This is a genomic window from Ornithinibacillus scapharcae TW25 (genome assembly GCF_000190475.1).
GTDB lineage: Bacteria > Bacillota > Bacilli > Bacillales > Amphibacillaceae > Ornithinibacillus > Ornithinibacillus scapharcae.
In genome coordinates, this window is record NZ_AEWH01000004.1 from 29,022 (window position 1) to 46,305 (window position 17,284).

Sequence of the window (17,284 nt, forward strand, 5' to 3'; positions counted from 1 at the left end):
TTTGAATTGAAATTTCTTTGTATTAGTTTATTTTAATAGATTCCATAGAATTTCATAACCTTTTAGTACAGCTCGATCTCGAATTCTTTCGCGACTCCCAGTGAATTCGAACTTTTCTACTATTTGTTTTCTATCATTCATATATATGGAAATATATACGGTGCCAACAGGCTTACCCTCTACCATATCTGGGCCAGCTACACCGGTAAAACTTATACCAATCGAAGCATCCAAAATTTGTGCGACATTTTTGGCCATTTCCAAAGCGCATTCCGCACTCACAGTACCAGATTTTTGAATAATGTTATCAGAGACTTTCAGTACTTCTCGTTTTACGGAAGTGTCATAACAAACTACAGATCCTTTACAAACCTGTGAAGCCCCCGGAACAGAAATTAGTCTTTCGATAAATTTCCCACCAGTAAGACTTTCAGCAGAAGCGATTTTCAATTCTTTTCTCTTCAAATTATTAAGAATGGTTTGTTCCAGAGTTTCTTCATTCATACCGTAATAGTACGAGCCAACTTTATTTAAAATCTCCTGTTTCGTATGATCAAGCAAGCGAATTGCATCCGCATCCGTTTCTGCTTTTGCAGTTAATCTAATCACAACACCATTAGTTTGAGCCAATGGTGCGATAGTTGGATTTTGTTGTTGTTCCATCAGTTCTTTTAAGTCATGCTCAAGCTTAGACTCCCCTATTCCAATAAAACGAAGAACATATGATTTTATTACCGCGTTTAGTTCTAAGGTTTTCGTTAAATACGGTAAAACGCTATTTGTCATCATGGATTTCATCTCTCGAGGAACACCAGGCAAGAATACCCATATAGTTTCCTCTTGTCTTAATATCATTCCAGGTGCCATACCGACATGGTTATCGATGACAATTGAATTCTCAAACACACGTGCTTGCTTTCGATTGTTAGGTGTCATGACTACATTGTTCTTGATAAAAAATGCTTCGATCTTATCCATGGAAGGTTTATGTTCAAGGATTGGAAGCCCAGTTATAGAGTGAAATGCCTCTCTAGTTAAGTCATCATCAGTTGGTCCAAGACCACCGGTTACGATTACAATATCCGAGCGTTTCTCAGCAAGCGTAAAGATGTCTTGAACACGTTTCAAATTATCACCAACAACACTATGATAATAGACATTTATTCCCTGTACCGCTAACTGTTCAGAAATCCATTGAGCATTCGTATTCGAAATTTGCCCCAATAGAAGTTCCGTACCAACAGCAATTATTTCCGCATTCGCATTCTTCATTACTTAGAATCCCTCATGACATGCCAGTTTTTAACGAAATAATCAACACCTGAAAGGACTGTAAAGAATAAAGCAATATATAACATAATAGTCCCAAAAGGAATACTAATATAGGAAAATGGAAAATTATGCAATAATAATGTTGCTATGGCAATCATTTGGGTAGCTGTTTTCAGTTTCCCCATTTTACCAGCAGCAAGTACAATTCCTTCCCCAGCTGCTACCAATCGCAATCCAGTAACAGCAAATTCTCTACTTATAATTAGAATTACAACCCACGCTGGCGCAGCACCCATTTCTACTAAAATGATTAAAGCTGCTGAAACCAATAATTTGTCTGCTAATGGGTCTAAAAATTTACCTAGATTGGTAACGAGATTATGTTTTCTTGCGTAATGACCATCAATCCAATCAGTAGTAGAAGCAATAATAAATAATAGTGCTGCAATAAAGTGTGATATCGGTAAATTAGTATCACCAATATCCCATTCTCCCCAGTCAAATGGAATACTCATTAGAATGATAAAAATAGGAATTAATAATATTCTTGATAGTGTAATACGATTAGGTATGTTCATTTCTATGTCTCCTCCAATAATAAAAGGTATAAAACCCTTCCTAAAGCACTAAAGCTTTTAGAAGGGTTTATATCCTATTCATTTGATTCTACAACATTTAACCAAATACGTTGATGATCGGCTCCTCTTTGTGTTGGATCCACCGGATATTCTAAAGCTACATCATTAATCTTAACAGTCATCCCTGGAGCATTACCGATGTTTAGTAGAAATCTTTGCTGCCCGGTGAGTGTCAATTCTACAGGCTCATTAGGTTTAACCATATTACTATAAAAAGATTGTCCGTCTGCGCTTTTAACATCTAGCCAAACATCCGCAGTAGCCGTAAATTCTAGAATCAATTCCTCGCCAACATTCGTTAGCTCCACCTCTGACTGTGGTTTTGGAACTGTCCCTTGTTCTAACACCGTGATACCAAGCTCTGCTTCATTCTCTGTATCGTTCTCTTGGTTATCGGTTGCATTATCTTCAGTAGTGTCTTGTTCTTGGTCTTCATCAGTTGCATTTTTGTCATTAGTATCATCTTTATTATCATCGCTGTTTTCATCATCGCTACCACTATTATTAGAACCTTTTTTATTATCATCTCTGTAAAAAGCACTATCCTCTGGTTCTTCGTTTGGTGACGAATTATCATCATTTGCTTTTGATGTAATAAACCACCACGCTAAAAAGAAAATACCGATAATTAATATTACAACAATTAATGTTGGGATAAAAGAAAAGATAGCATTACTTTTCGTTGGCATATTATCCTTTCTAGAACGATGTATCCTAGTATACTGTGTTGTATCCTCTTCTGGTGAAGGAATATCCTCCACATATTCTTCCATTAACTGATTAGGATCTAACCCAACAGCAATTGCATATTCCTTAATAAAAGCTTTAGCGTAAAACTTTCCTGGTAGAACGGAAAAATTCTCTTCCTCAATTGCTACAAGATATCGCTTTTGTATTTTTGTAATATCTTGTAAGGTATCAAGCGATAAATCTTTTGATTCTCTAGCTTCCCTCAATCTTGCACCAATTCCCATAAATAACACCATCCAATTTATTAATCAAACATTGAAAAACCATTTCCTTGATTAAAATGTGTGTTTTCAACAACTTCATATGTAATTTCTTCATCTTCATGGCTTCGCAATTCAATAATATAATCAAAGTCGTCAATATTATACTCTGTAGATTGTACGAATATATCCGGATGTTCTACAACTTTAATGGCAGGAAGCTGCATTATTTCACGGATTAACTGCCAATGTTTTTCATTTGCTTTCTGCTGCGATACAATACCATCAATAATAAAGATATTATCGTTACTATATTCACCAGCAATTAGCTGACTTCGAACAGTTTGTTTTATTAAAGTACTAGATACAAACAACCAACGTTTATTAGCACAAACACTTGCTGCCACAATGGATTCTGTTTTGCCAACTCTAGGCATCCCTCTTACACCAATAAGTTTATGTCCTTCTGTTTTATAAAGCTCTGCCATAAAATCAACTAGTATTCCTAATTCATCACGTACAAATTGAATCGTCTTGCGGTTATCTGCATCTCTATGTATATATTTTCCATGTCTAACTGCAAGGCGATCACGAAGCTTTGATTTACGTAATTTTGTCAATTTAATCGTGTCCATGGTTTTTAGAATTAATCGAAGTCGAGTAATTTGCTCTTGGTTATCCGTAAGAAGTAGCATACCTCTTCGACCATTTTCGACACCGTTTATCGTGACAATGTTAATGGCCAGCATTCCAAGCAAAGAAGAAATTTCCCCTAATAAGCCAGGGCGATTGATTTGAATTTCGTATTCTAAGTACCATTCTGTTTTTTTCAAGTAAGAAACTCCCCTTCGCCAAATGGTATCATAACCAAAAAGTTCCTATAATCATATAATAAATGATTTTTACTTTTGTTTAAAGTATTAGTGTAAATAATTCCTAAAGAATGTACTTTTTCGTTATGATATATTCATTCCCGTGAGACATCCCTTACTAGAATATAAAAGAAGCTACGATTTTGCGCAGCTTCTTTTATTTGCATTTCAAACTTAACTATTGCCTTGACTTTGTACTAATTTAACCATGGAATTCGCAATTGCTTGCTGTTCTTCCTTAGAGGCCGCATTCCACAGTTCTCTTAATACTGCTTCTTCACTATTTTTTGCCTCGACACTTTTCGCAAGATAATCTCCAACTTCATAAGCAACTTGGGAAATTGTATCTTGAGACATTCCCTGTGCTTGTGCTTGTTCTAATCTATTCGCCAAAAAGTGCTTCCAGGATTCAAAGTTATCTAAAACAGACATCTTCATTCCTCCTTCTCATGATACATGCATAGTATTTGAATATATTCCGTGATTATGCATGTTTATCACATGGAAAAGGAATTATTTTCTTAGTCCCAACCACCAGTTACTTTCAAAATCTCACCATGAATATAACTTGCTTTATCACTTAATAAAAATGACACAGCATCCGCCACATCCTGGGTAGTCCCAGCCCGATTCAATGGAATGTCATTTACTAATGCGGCTTTGTCATCGTCACTTAAAGGATTCATTTTGGTATCAATGAAACCAGGGCTAACTGCATTTACAGTAATTCCGCTTGGCCCAACCTCTTTAGCTAATGCTTTAACAAAACTATTTTGTGCTCCTTTAACTGCAGAATAAAGGACCTCAAAGCTTGCCCCTATTTCTCCCCATATCGAGGAAATTAAGATGATTTTTCCCGCCTTACGACTAATCATTGCCGGTAACAATGCCTTGACAATAGAAAATGGTGCTTTTACATGAATGGCAATCATCTCATCAAAGATTGCTTCAGGGGTATCCTGAAACAATCCATAATAAGCAATACCACTGGCAAAAATCACCGAATCGATCGGATATAGTATGTTGGATAATAAAGTTTCAATACCATCAACATGAGACAAATCCGCTTTTATCGTTCCAATCACTTGATTTCCTAATTTATCCTGTAGTTCCCCAACGGCATTGTTGTTGTTATGGTAATGGAGGATTAAAAAATATCCTTCCTGCCCCAGTTGGTATGCCACCTGTTTTCCAATATCACCACTTGCACCGATAATTAAAACATTTTTCCCCATATATTCTCCTTACTTTGCGACTATCTTACAAACACCTAAACGTTCTTCTTTGATCCAATTCTGTAAAAACTCATTTGCATCATCTACAGTTAACTTTTGGATAATGGGAATGATTTCAAAGTAATCAACCCCAACTGTATGATAATGAATAAACTTAGATGCAATGTTTTCCAGTGAATTCATGGATCTGAGCAACTGACCAATCTTCTTTCGTTTCATTCGTTCAAAAATCTTCTTCTGAAATTTTCCGTTCATTTGTGGATAATAACAAATGCTTTAATTTTTCCACAAACTTATCTGGGTCATCTGTATTACCACCTAAAATAGAATATCCAAAATTCTTTTCTAAATTGGTTTCGAAGTAGAAGCTAGAATCGATTATATTCTGCTGATAGAGCTCTTCATAAAATTGTCCACTCTTCGAGAAATAATAGGTTAGCATCATGTCTTGTAATAAATCCTTCTTGATAAATGCATCACCTTCCAATTCTTCGACGGATTCCTTTATTCCAATTGTACATTTTGCAACTGATACGGGCATCACTTGTTCATTTTCTTTCTTGGCAACTTCTTCTGGCTCTTCAGGATAGAAGCGTTGAATATCTTCAAGCTTATCAAATTTTTTTCCACTTTGATTTTCTTTAATCATTTGCAACATTTGTTCAGGATTAAAATTACCTGCCATAAAAATACCATATTTTCTGGATGATAAAATGTATGATAACAAGTGTAGAGGTCATCTTTTGTAATCTTACTAATAGACTCTACTGTTCCAGCAATATCTATATTCACAGGGGTTTCTTTAAACAACCCTTTTAATGTTCCCATAAAGGACTGCCAATCTGGTTGGTCATCATACATCTTTATTTCCTGACCAATTATACCCTTTTCTTTTTCTACTGACTTTTCAGAGAAGTAAGGATCCTGGACAAAGTCTAATAAGGTCTTCACATTCTCCTCAATATTTGTGGTCGCTGAAAACAAGTAAGCTGTCTTTGTAAAAGATGTGTAAGCATTAGCAGATGCGCCCTGTTTTCCGAAATCTGCAAAAACATCCCGATCCTCTTTTTCGAAGAGTTTATGCTCTAAGAAATGAGCAATTCCATCTGGTACCGTAATCTTATCTGTTTCCCCAATTGGTACAAATGTTCGATCAATGGAACCATAGTTTGTCGAGAAAATGGCATACGTTTTCGACATTTGGGGTCGAGGTAATAAGAATACAGTTAGTCCGTTATCTAATTTTTCTTGGTAAAGTGTCTCCTGAATATGGTTATACTGTTTTTTACTCATTTCCTGAACCTCCTTCACTAGTCAATAGGTATACTGTGTCACCAACGATGCTATCTCCTATTTTTTTAACATCATCTAACGTAACGGCCTTAATTTTTTCTAATTAACTGGTTTGGAGAAAGCTCTGCATTTGCGATGACACTTTGATAGAACATCTCGATGATACCTTGTGGGTGGTCTAAAGTTTCTAATAGTTGGTTAACAATGAGTTCCTTTGTCTCACTTAGTTCTTCCTCTGTTATTTCCCCGTTTTTCATTGCTGTTATTTGTTCTTCCATAATCTTTCTTGCCTTCTCATAATCATTAGGAGCAATCCCGCTGAAAACAAGTAATAATCCTTTATGACTTTCTAATCGAGAAGAAGCATAGTATGCAAGACTGTTTTTCTCCCGAACATTGATAAATAATTTAGAATTAGGAAATCCACCTAGAATCCCATTAAAAACTTGCAAAGCAGGGTATTGCTCGTCTTGGTATCGAATATTTGTACGATAACCAATATGAAGTTTTGCTTGTTGGACATTTTGATTATCAATCACTTCTTTTAATTCATCCGATTGCGAAGACTTCGATTGGTCTTCCTCAATTTCTACGGACGGATTAGGAGAATCTTGTCTTTCGAAATTGGCGTTAATGATGGACTCCAATTTTCCACTGTCCACATCACCTAATATATAAATATCTACTTGATCTTCTTGTAAGAGGGATTGATAGTATTGATACAGATCTTTGGCAGTTATCTTATCCAAATCTTCTTCATATCCACTTACATGAAGCTGGTATACTTCTCCATCACACATTTCATCAATTAATCTCATATTGGCATATTTCATCTTATCATCGATGATTGATTTAATCTTCTGTCTTAATGTTTCCTTTTCTCTTTCAAATACTGTTTCGTTAAAAGAATCATTTTCAATATTCGGGTGAAAGATTACTTCATTTAAAAGACGAATGGCATTCTCTAACACCTCTGATTCGTTTGGAATAAATTTTTCGTTGGCAACTTCTAGTCTAAAACTAATGATATGGTTGTTACCTTTTTTTCCACCGTCAATTGATAATCCAGCACCGTAGAGATTATCTAAAGCTACTTGCAGTTCCTTGCGACTAGGATATTTTTCTGAACCCTGTTGTAACACGTGTGGTAATAAGGCACGTTTTGTAATGGTTTCTCGATTTAAAGGTGCTTTAAATTTCATTACGATGTTGACCGTCTTAAATTTTTCATTCGGTATAAGATGCAAATTAAAACCAGTTAATTGTTTCACTTCTTCTTGTATACTGACCATTTTAGTTCCTCCAATTTGATACAATCCAAAAATGCTACTAAATAGTTTGCACGATTTTTGGTAATTCCATGAACGATTTATTGATAACCATAGTTTACCATTATTCCCTAGTAGAACCAAAAAAAACTGACTTGAACATCTGTTCAAATCAGTTTCATTTTTTAGTTATCTACTACCTTTAATATAAGGCACACCATTTGCTCTTGGTGCTTCTGCACGTCCAATAAACCCTGCTAAAGCAAGAATTGTTAATAAATATGGTGCGATAAGCAAGAAGACTTGTGGAATATCAGAAAGTACAGGTATTCCTGAACTAACAATACTTAAACTTTGAGCAAATCCAAAGAATAATGCCGCACCCATAGCTCCAAGCGGATGCCATTTACCAAAGATTACGGCAGCCAGCGCCATAAACCCTTGTCCTACGATGGTAGAATGTGAGAAATTCGATACGATTGTTAACGCAAAGATTGACCCACCTAGACCACCTAAAGCACCTGAAATTATGACAGCAATATAGCGCATTTTATATACGTTGATACCATTCGTATCTGCTGCCATTGGGTGCTCACCTACAGCACGTAGTCTTAACCCAAATGCTGTCTTATAAAGCACATACCAAGCAACAAATGCAAGGATAATAGCAATATAGGATGTGACATATATCCCTTTAAAGAAGATAGGTCCAATCACTGGAATTTCGGATAGGATTGGGATATTAGTTGAGAAAAATGGTTGTGTTACCATATCTGTTTGCCCTTTGTCATACCATACCTTCGTTAAATAAACCCCGAGTCCAAGTGCTAGCATGTTAATTGCTACCCCACTTACCGTCTGATCGGCACGAAGAGATACAGATGCAACAGCGTGGATGACAGAGAATAATGCCCCAACGATGGAAGCAACAATGATTGAAATCCAAGGTGTCCAAGCTCCTAATGAATCGGCAAATGTTAAATTAAATACAATACCTACGAATGCCCCAATTACCATTAATCCTTCTAGACCAATGTTGATGACACCAGAACGTTCACTAAATACTCCGCCTAATGCAGTTAGTATAAGGGGTGCTGAAAAGAATAATACTGTAGGAATGACAGATTGTAAAATATCAATCATTTATTTCCCCTCCTTTTTGAAGCGAAGTAAAGCCCAACGAATAATATAACTGGATGCGACAAAGAAAATAATGATAGCAATGATAATATCTACTAGTTCAGTAGGTACTCCTGCACCAGTTGGCATTTCTCCTGCACCTTCTTTTAATACTCCGAATAAAATAGCTGCAAGTACTACACCAAAGGGATTATTAGCTCCTAGAAGAGCTACAGCTATTCCATCAAATCCTAAGTTAGTAAATCCAGATATAACGGACACACTTCCATAGGTGCCCAGACCTTCCATAGCTCCTGCTAGTCCTGCAAATCCACCAGCAATTACCATCGACAATACAATACTTTTACTAACATTCATTCCGGCATATTTTGATGCATGTTTATTGAAACCAACAGCTTTCAGCTCATACCCTAATGTTGTACGTTGAATAATAAACCACATAACGACTGCTGCAAATAAAGCAATTAAAATTCCATAGTGCATTCTCGAATAGAAAGTTAGCCCTTGAAGCCAAGCAGAACTCAGGGAAGCGGTATCAGCTATTCTTTCTGTTGTCGTTTTATGATCAGTTAGGACAGAACGAACGATTTCATTCGAGACAAACATGGCAATGTAGTTCATCATAATCGTAACAATAACCTCATGTACACCTAGTTTCGCTTTTAAAATACCAGGTATGAACCCCCAAAGACCACCAGCAATAGCCCCCGCAAGAATCGCCATCGGTAAATGAATAATCATTGGAGCGTCAACAGCTAAACCTACCCAAACAGCCGCTAACCAGCCAACAATCACTTGACCTTCCGCACCAATATTAAATAATCCAGTACGAAAAGCAAAGGCAATTGCTAAACCTGTTAGGATTAAGGGAGTAATACGGCGAATCGTTTCTCCTATCGTAAATGCATCTCCAAATGCACCTCTCCATAGTGCACCATATGCTTCGATTGGATTGTGACCTGACGCAATCATGATAATTGCACCAACTAATAAACCTAGAATTACAGAAATAACTGGAACTAAAAGTCCAAAAAGCCGATTATTATTAGTTGTCACTTGAATCACCTGCCTCATCTTGCTTACTACCAGCCATTAATAAACCAAGTTCTTGTTCGTTCGTTTCTTCAGGCTTCACATTAGCGATGATTTGACCATCAAACATAACCGCAATTCGATCACTAACATTCATAATTTCATCTAGTTCAAAGGAAACTAGTAAAATAGCTTTTCCTTTATCTCGTTCTTCAATTAATTTTCTATGAATAAATTCAATAGCCCCTACATCAAGACCACGTGTAGGTTGAGCCGCTATTAGCAAGTCAGGAGAGCGATCGATTTCACGCCCGATAATTGCTTTTTGTTGGTTTCCTCCAGATAAAGCACGAGCTGGAGTAAATTCACTTGGTGTACGCACATCGTATTCGTTAATTAATTCATTTGCCTTTTTGTAAATCTCTTTGTAATTTAAGACAGAAACGTTTGAAAAAGGTTTTTGGTAATACGTTTGGAGTACCATGTTTGCTCCAATTGGGTAATCTAGAACTAATCCGTACTTATGTCTATCTTGAGGGATATGACCTAGCCCACTCTTTGTCACATTTCTAGGACTCATGTTCGTGATATTCTTATTGTTCAACATAATTTGTCCTGATTGAGATTTTCGAAGGCCAGTAATTGCTTCAATCAATTCGGACTGTCCGTTACCATCAACACCAGCTATTCCTACTATTTCTCCTGCTCTAACGTCCAGATTCAAACCTTTTACGATATCTACTTTTCTAGCATCTTTGACAAATAAATCTTTAATGTCTAATACAACCTCTTTAGGTTGTGCTTGCGTTTTTTCAGTCTTAAAGTTTACTTCTCGTCCTACCATTAGAGATGCAAGTTCATCTGGATTGGACTCTTTTACATTAACCGTTCCAATCCCTTTCCCTTTGCGAATAACGGTACAACGGTCACAAACTTCCATAATCTCTTTCAATTTATGTGTGATAAGAATAATAGATTTGCCCTCTTTAACTAGGGAACGCATAATCTCAATTAATTCTGTTATTTCTTGAGGTGTTAACACCGCTGTTGGTTCATCAAATATAAGAACCTCTGCACCACGGTATAGTGTCTTTAAGATTTCAACACGTTGCTGCATTCCTACAGATATATCACTGATTTTAGCAGATGGATCGACCTTTAATCCGTAAAGATCAGAAATTTCTTGAATCTCTTTTTCTGCTTTTTTGATATCAATTTTACCAAATTTGCCCTTAGGTTCGCTTCCTAAAATAATATTTTGCGTAACTGTAAAAGGCTCTACCAGCATGAAATGTTGATGAACCATTCCAATCCCTAAGTCATTTGCGACGTTTGGATTTGTAATCTTTACTTCTTCTCCCTTTACTCGAATTTGACCAGCTTCTGGCTGATATAATCCAAATAAAACGTTCATTAAAGTGGATTTCCCTGCACCATTCTCTCCAAGAAGTGCATGAATTTCCCCTTTTTTTAACTGGACTGTAATGTTATCGTTAGCAACAATACCCGGAAATTCCTTACGGATATTTAACATTTCAATCACATATTCCACTAATGTCACCCCTCATTTTTCTACTAGATGATAGAAGAAAATATATTTATCGCAGGTTTACCTAGATGCTCCTCCTTTATCATTTAGTACATATAAAGATATACAAATAGTCAAACACTACGTTTGTTCCACTACAATATACTTGATATTTGCTAAAACATTATTAGACATTGTAGTTTCACTATATGATTTCATTATATAAAATCACCAAATGAAAAAGATGAAGTTTCATCTTCTTCAGTTGAGAATTTTATCTTGAAAAGTTAAAGATGGGAAAAGACCGATAACTACGGCCTTTTCCACCAATCTTATCTAATTTTTATAATGATCCAAGAAAAGTTTCTAATTCTTCACGAGTTTGCGGAACTTCTACTTCACCATTTAGAATCTTATCTAGATATTCATTAACTGTTCCAACGATTTCCTCAGTCATCGCTTCTTCGTTTGTAGTAGCGAAACCAATACCATCTTCTTCAATACCAAACTCTAATTTTTCTCCACCAGGGAATTCCCCGTTTAAAGCCATAGTTGAAACTTCCTCAACTGCAACGTCTACACGTTTAATCATAGAAGTTAATGTAACGTTATGGTCACCAATTTGTCCTTCATCATGTTGGTCACGGTCTACCCCGATTACCCAAATTTGACGATCCGGATCATTTTGTTTAATATCTTTCGCTTGGTTGAACACTCCATTACCAGTACCACCTGAAGCATGGTAAATTACGTCAATTCCACTGTCATACATGCTAGCTGCAATTGTTTTACCTTTTGCAGGATCACCGAAGCTCTCTGCATATTGTACTTCAACTTCGATATCAGGATTTACTGATTTCGCACCAGCAATGAAACCAGCTTCAAACTTATTGATTAATGGTGAGTCAATACCACCAACAAAACCTAGTTTATTTGTTTCTGTTTTAAGTGCTGCAGCTACACCAACTAAGAATGATCCTTGATGCTCTTTAAAAGTAATACTTACAGCGTTAGGTGCTTCTACAATATCATCTACTAAAGCAAAGTTAGTATCAGAGTATTGTTCAGCAATAGCTTGTAAATCTTCTTTTAGTTCAAAACCAATACCGAAGATTAGATCATATTCGTCACGAACTAGACGAGTTAAGTTTGGTACATAGTCAGCTTTATCATTTGATTGTGCATAATCAAAACCGTTACCTTGAGTCATGCCGTTTTGCTCACCAAATGCTTTAATACCTTCCCAAGCAGATTGGTTAAATGATTTATCATCTACCCCACCAATATCCGTAACCATACCTACTGAGAAATCTGATGATTCTTCGCTAGACGCTTTATCACCTTTATCATTGTTACCTTTGTCAGTTTCCTTCTCTTCTCCACCACAAGCAGCTAATAGTAATCCTAATCCAAGGAAAAGTACTAATAAAAAGCCTAGTTTTTTCATGGAAAATACCCCCAATAAGAAATTTTTAATTAAGTATAAATGGCTTGTACTTCTTATGTTTCCTTCCTACAAAAGTCCTAAAATCACCCCCTAAAAGTGCGCAATTTCATTCGCATACTTACTATCATTAAGACTTAATACCCTATTCAGACAAGTTTAAGTCCATTATCCGGCGAAGTTTTTAGTCAATAAATCTATATGCGCTTCCGTAGTACTTGGAAACTAAATACATCAGAACGAAAATAGTTAAGCGAATATAAGACCGGCTCATCGTCCTCTGTATAGTGCATCTGTTTCAGTAATAACAAAGATTGATCAAATTCACAATCCAATACATTGAAAATTTTCTCATGATAACTCACTGGTTCAATATATGCAATAGCATAACTAATCTTCTTGCCAGAATGCTCTTCCATAATTTTAAATAAAGAATCTTCTTTATGTGCCTCTTCTAAAGGAATTAGGCCCTGTGGTACTTTGTCGATACAGAATACTACAGGCTTTCCATCTGCTGTTCTAATTCGTTCAATTTTTACTAACTGGGTTATATCGTTTGGTTTAAATTTCAAACGATCCTCCTCAGTTGGTTCGATGATATCTGTAGAATAATATTGAGAACCCGCTTCCTTACCAGCTTTTTCAATCATGTGTGTAACACTTGTCAATTCTTCAATACCAGATGAAACAATTGGTTTTGGGTTTACAAACGTACCAACACCATGTTTTCGCTTCACAACATTGTCCTCTTCTAAAATTCGAAGTGCTTCTCTTAACGTAGCTCTTGATACTCCTAGTTTTTTAGAAAGCTCGAATTCTGACGGTAATTTCTCATTGGCAGAATATAAACCGTTTTCAATATCTTGTTTAATCCTATCGATAACTTGTAAATATAGATGCCTTGAGTCTGATTTTATGGACATATTGAACCCCCAATTATTTTACCCGATACTTATTGGGCGATAGGTTATCCGACAAATACTGACAACCATACCTTGATTAATATATCATTATTTACCCAACAAATAAATAGTTTTTGTAAAAAATCATGACAATATTTCTTCATAACTGACAATTCATTCAAAATTTCTACTGAGTGCAGGAATATAGTTAGATTCTATGGAAAAGTCATACTATTCTATTTGCTAAAAAGGACTAGAAAACGATGTGTAATAATACATTGTCACCTAGTCCTTATAATATTCTTCTTTATGATGTTTTTTCTTCCGTTTGTGAGATAAGTACTGCTCTTGGCTTACTTCCCTCATATGGACCGACAATCCCTCTTGCTTCCATTGCATCGATTAGTCTGGCAGCTCTAGTGTAGCCAATTCGAAATCTTCTTTGGAGCATCGATACACTCGCACTTTGCATTTCTAGTACTAATTGAACGGCATCATCATACAGTTCATCATCTACTTCAGCGATTTCTTCATTGGTATCCTCTGGAATCATATCTTCTTGATAACTAGCCTTTTGTTGTTCAATACAATGGTCCACAATTCTTTCAACCTCATCATCTGATAAAAATGCACCTTGTACGCGAATAGGCTTAGAGGATCCCACTGGTAAAAATAACATATCCCCACGCCCAAGTAGTTTTTCCGCACCTCCAGAGTCAAGTATCGTCCTCGAATCTGTTGAAGATGACACACTAAAGGCAATACGGGATGGAATATTGGCTTTAATAACGCCTGTAATTACGTCTACAGAAGGTCTTTGTGTAGCGATAATCAAGTGAATTCCAGCAGCCCTTGCCATTTGCGCAAGTCGTGTTATAGCATCCTCTACATCACTGGAAGCAACCATCATTAAATCAGCTAATTCATCTACAATAACTACAATATATGGTAGATTTGGTTGTTGCTCGGTCTCGTCCACCGAACGATTATGCTTTCTTACATATTCATTATAACCTTCAATGTTCCTAGTTCCCGTATCAGAGAACAATTCGTAACGACGTTCCATTTCAGCCACTACTTTCTTTAGAGCACGGGATGCCTTCTTAGGATCTGTTACAACTGGCGCTAATAAGTGTGGAATACCATTATAAACATTGAGTTCTACTTTTTTCGGATCAATCATCATCATTTTTACTTCATGTGGTTTTGCCCTCATCAGAATTGTTGTGATGATGCCATTAACACAAACACTTTTCCCACTTCCAGTTGCCCCAGCAACTAATAAATGTGGCATTTTATTCAGTTCAGCTAGTACCGCTTCTCCCGAAATATCCTTCCCAAGTGCGACAAGAAGTTTGGATGCTTGGTTATTACTCGTACTGTCTAATACTTCCCGTAAGGATACCATCGCTATCTCCTGATTTGGTACTTCTATCCCCACTGCAGACTTACCAGGAATTGGAGCTTCGATACGAATATCTTTTGCTGCTAAGGCAAGAGCTAAATCATCATGTAGACTAACAATTTTACTCACCTTCACACCTGCTTCTGGATATACTTCATATTTCGTCACAGCAGGTCCGACATTTACTTTCGTCACTCTTGCTTTGACACCAAAACTATGAAAAGTACGTTCTAGTTTTCTAACTACCGATTGAATTTGTGACTTATCTTGTATTTGAGAGTTATTGGCTGGTTCAGCCAATAAACTAGGAGATGGTAAGATATATTCCGGATTTTCCGTTTCGGCCATTGTCATTACATCACCGAGGTCATCTACCTCTTTATGCTCAGCTTCTTTTGCACCTTTTGCACGTACGGATACAGTAGGTTCTTTTTCTTGCTCAAGTTGGGCATCAAATGCATACGTAACGTCCGGGTATTCGTCCGCCTTTACCTCTGTAACCGGTTCAGGGTCAATGACCAGAACATCCTCTTCTAATGGTTGATTGTGTTCAGTTACTGTTTTTTTCGTTTTCTGTCTTCCTTTTGCTTTCTTTACAGAATCTTTACTACGTTTTAGAAGCTTAGTAAGGAAATCGCCAACTGAAAACTCTGTTAAAAAGATTAGTCCAATTAACACGGAGAAAACAGCTACTATTTTAGCCCCGACAGAGGAGAATAGATAATAACAAAAAGCAAAAAGAATTGCACCAACCATCCCTCCTCCTATTTGACTAGCAGGAACTTGTCCACCAATGAAATCGAAAAAGTTATCCCAGGTAGCTTTTATAATAGAAGTATCTTTTGACGACACTAGTAAACTTTCAAAAGATTGTATGTGTGTATAAAGTAAAATCCCTAATAAAATAATATAGAAGCCTACCATTTTTCTATGTAAAAAGTTTGGATATTTCCGTTTAATTACTAGATATAAACCGATACCCAATAAAAACAGGGATGCAACAAAATACCAAACACCTAGAAAAAAGCGAAATATATGTTCCAAGCCTCCAGGAATGGCTCCATCACTAATGGCACTTGCTCCACTACCGAAGATTGCTAGAAACACAAATAATATCCCTAATAATTCAAATTGCACCTGTTTTTTTAATGTTTGTTTCTTCTTTTTTCTTTTTCTCTTAGCCATTTACTCACCCTCTTACAGCTGTCTTAGCTGCCATTAAATCTAAACCCCTGCCAACATTTATGGCAAGGGTTTTTTCATGCTGAATAGATATAGTATATCATAAGGTAAGAAATTAAACGATTCAATTTAACCGATGATTGTTCCCGGGGTAAAGTTCACATTTAGAAAATCTTGCGGATCTGTCGATAATAATTGAATGAGTTGGTATTCGCCATTGCTATTCTTTTCAACATAACAAGTTTTCCCCTCGTATGTAATACATTGTCGATTGTTGTATACATTCTCAGTAGTAGGGAAAATATCGTCTTGTGAAAGAGGTGTGTACAAAATCATTGGATGACCTCCTGTTCCATTGTCCCCTTGGTCTCATTGATGAGTTCGTTTATTTTAGCCATGGCTTCCTTTACACCGCCAACTTCATCAATTAAACCATATTCCACAGCATCTGTTCCCACCACATTCGTACCAATATCTCGTGTTAGGTTGCCTTTTGCAAACATTAAATCTTTAAATTTTTCTTCTTTGATGTTGGAATGGTTCACAACAAAATTTATCACTCGTTCTTGCATTTTATCTAAATACTCAAAGGTTTGCGGAACTCCAATTACCAATCCCGTTAGACGTACAGGATGGATGGTCATTGTAGCCGTTGGAACAATAAACGAATAATTGGTAGATACAGCGATTGGAACACCTATCGAATGTCCACCCCCAAGGACAATGGATACAGTAGGTTTAGAAAGAGATGCAATCATCTCAGATAAAGCTAGTCCCGCTTCAACATCCCCACCTACTGTATTTAAGAGGATAACGACCCTTCTATTTTGGGATTTTGCTCAATCGCGATTAATTGTGGTAATAAATGCTCATATTTGGTTGTTTTGTTTTGAGGTGGTAATTGAATATGCCCCTCAATCTGGCCAATTATCGATAAGACATGAATATTTGAATCTGGAGCTTGCGGTACATTTGTCTGCCCAAGCGCTTGAATCTTTTGGACTAAAGAAGATCCAGACTGTTCATCCTGACCCTCTTTTTTTTCGGTATCTTTTTCCATATTTCATAACTCCTTTCCAATCATAACTATAAATATAGTATGAACGTAAACAGCAGATAACAT

Annotated in this window: 17 protein-coding genes and 1 pseudogene; all 18 read right to left on the minus strand. The window is 36.4% G+C overall.

Annotated elements, in window-relative coordinates:
* Positions 1 to 27 precede the first annotated feature (27 nt).
* On the minus strand, positions 28 to 1,272 hold the full coding sequence (locus G5W_RS0100595; RefSeq protein ID WP_010093303.1) for a competence/damage-inducible protein A: 1,245 nt from the start codon (positions 1,270 to 1,272) through the stop codon (positions 28 to 30).
* Complete coding sequence (pgsA, locus tag G5W_RS0100600; RefSeq protein ID WP_010093305.1) at positions 1,272 to 1,850, minus strand: CDP-diacylglycerol--glycerol-3-phosphate 3-phosphatidyltransferase; 579 nt, start codon at positions 1,848 to 1,850, stop codon at positions 1,272 to 1,274. Before pgsA ends, G5W_RS0100595 begins: the two co-directional genes overlap by 1 nt.
* A gap of 74 nt (positions 1,851 to 1,924) precedes the next feature.
* Positions 1,925 to 2,884, minus strand: coding sequence for a helix-turn-helix domain-containing protein (locus G5W_RS0100605; protein WP_010093307.1), 960 nt, complete (start codon positions 2,882 to 2,884; stop codon positions 1,925 to 1,927).
* A 20-nt stretch (positions 2,885 to 2,904) separates the two neighbouring features.
* Positions 2,905 to 3,693, minus strand: a complete 789-nt coding sequence (locus G5W_RS0100610; protein WP_010093309.1) for a DUF3388 domain-containing protein — start codon at positions 3,691 to 3,693, stop codon at positions 2,905 to 2,907.
* 213 nt (positions 3,694 to 3,906) lie between these two features.
* Positions 3,907 to 4,164 carry a DUF3243 domain-containing protein gene (locus G5W_RS0100615; RefSeq protein ID WP_010093311.1) on the minus strand — a complete coding sequence of 86 codons (258 nt, stop codon included), beginning with the start codon at positions 4,162 to 4,164 and terminating at the stop codon, positions 3,907 to 3,909.
* 89 nt (positions 4,165 to 4,253) lie between these two features.
* Positions 4,254 to 4,967, minus strand: a complete 714-nt coding sequence (gene ymfI / locus G5W_RS0100620; RefSeq protein ID WP_010093313.1) for an elongation factor P 5-aminopentanone reductase — start codon at positions 4,965 to 4,967, stop codon at positions 4,254 to 4,256.
* Between the two features lie 9 nt (positions 4,968 to 4,976).
* On the minus strand, positions 4,977 to 5,186 hold the full coding sequence (locus tag G5W_RS24785) for a hypothetical protein (protein WP_010093315.1): 210 nt from the start codon (positions 5,184 to 5,186) through the stop codon (positions 4,977 to 4,979).
* A gap of 4 nt (positions 5,187 to 5,190) precedes the next feature.
* A complete protein-coding gene (locus G5W_RS24790; protein ID WP_010093317.1) occupies positions 5,191 to 5,652 on the minus strand; it encodes an insulinase family protein in 462 nt (153 codons plus the stop codon).
* Positions 5,613 to 6,260: an EF-P 5-aminopentanol modification-associated protein YfmH gene (gene yfmH / locus G5W_RS24795; protein WP_010093319.1), complete on the minus strand. Its 648-nt coding sequence runs from the start codon at positions 6,258 to 6,260 to the stop codon at positions 5,613 to 5,615. Before yfmH ends, G5W_RS24790 begins: the two co-directional genes overlap by 40 nt.
* 89 nt (positions 6,261 to 6,349) lie before the next feature.
* On the minus strand, positions 6,350 to 7,552 hold the full coding sequence (gene yfmF / locus G5W_RS21845; protein WP_010093320.1) for an EF-P 5-aminopentanol modification-associated protein YfmF: 1,203 nt from the start codon (positions 7,550 to 7,552) through the stop codon (positions 6,350 to 6,352).
* A 165-nt stretch (positions 7,553 to 7,717) separates the two neighbouring features.
* Positions 7,718 to 8,671: an ABC transporter permease gene (locus tag G5W_RS0100635; protein ID WP_010093322.1), complete on the minus strand. Its 954-nt coding sequence runs from the start codon at positions 8,669 to 8,671 to the stop codon at positions 7,718 to 7,720.
* On the minus strand, positions 8,672 to 9,742 hold the full coding sequence (locus G5W_RS0100640; RefSeq protein WP_033445522.1) for an ABC transporter permease: 1,071 nt from the start codon (positions 9,740 to 9,742) through the stop codon (positions 8,672 to 8,674).
* Positions 9,714 to 11,252 carry an ABC transporter ATP-binding protein gene (locus G5W_RS0100645; protein ID WP_010093325.1) on the minus strand — a complete coding sequence of 513 codons (1,539 nt, stop codon included), beginning with the start codon at positions 11,250 to 11,252 and terminating at the stop codon, positions 9,714 to 9,716. The genes G5W_RS0100640 and G5W_RS0100645 overlap by 29 nt, the downstream gene beginning before the upstream one ends.
* A gap of 319 nt (positions 11,253 to 11,571) precedes the next feature.
* Positions 11,572 to 12,675, minus strand: coding sequence for a BMP family lipoprotein (locus G5W_RS0100650; protein ID WP_010093327.1), 1,104 nt, complete (start codon positions 12,673 to 12,675; stop codon positions 11,572 to 11,574).
* Between the two features lie 194 nt (positions 12,676 to 12,869).
* Positions 12,870 to 13,595: a GntR family transcriptional regulator gene (locus G5W_RS0100655; RefSeq protein ID WP_010093329.1), complete on the minus strand. Its 726-nt coding sequence runs from the start codon at positions 13,593 to 13,595 to the stop codon at positions 12,870 to 12,872.
* A gap of 286 nt (positions 13,596 to 13,881) precedes the next feature.
* Positions 13,882 to 16,164 carry an FtsK/SpoIIIE family DNA translocase gene (locus tag G5W_RS0100660; RefSeq protein ID WP_010093331.1) on the minus strand — a complete coding sequence of 761 codons (2,283 nt, stop codon included), beginning with the start codon at positions 16,162 to 16,164 and terminating at the stop codon, positions 13,882 to 13,884.
* A gap of 126 nt (positions 16,165 to 16,290) precedes the next feature.
* Positions 16,291 to 16,497, minus strand: coding sequence for a YlzJ-like family protein (locus G5W_RS0100665; RefSeq protein ID WP_010093333.1), 207 nt, complete (start codon positions 16,495 to 16,497; stop codon positions 16,291 to 16,293).
* Positions 16,494 to 17,221, minus strand: a pseudogene (locus tag G5W_RS21850) (ClpP family protease). Before G5W_RS21850 ends, G5W_RS0100665 begins: the two are co-directional and overlap by 4 nt.
* Positions 17,222 to 17,284 lie beyond the last annotated feature (63 nt).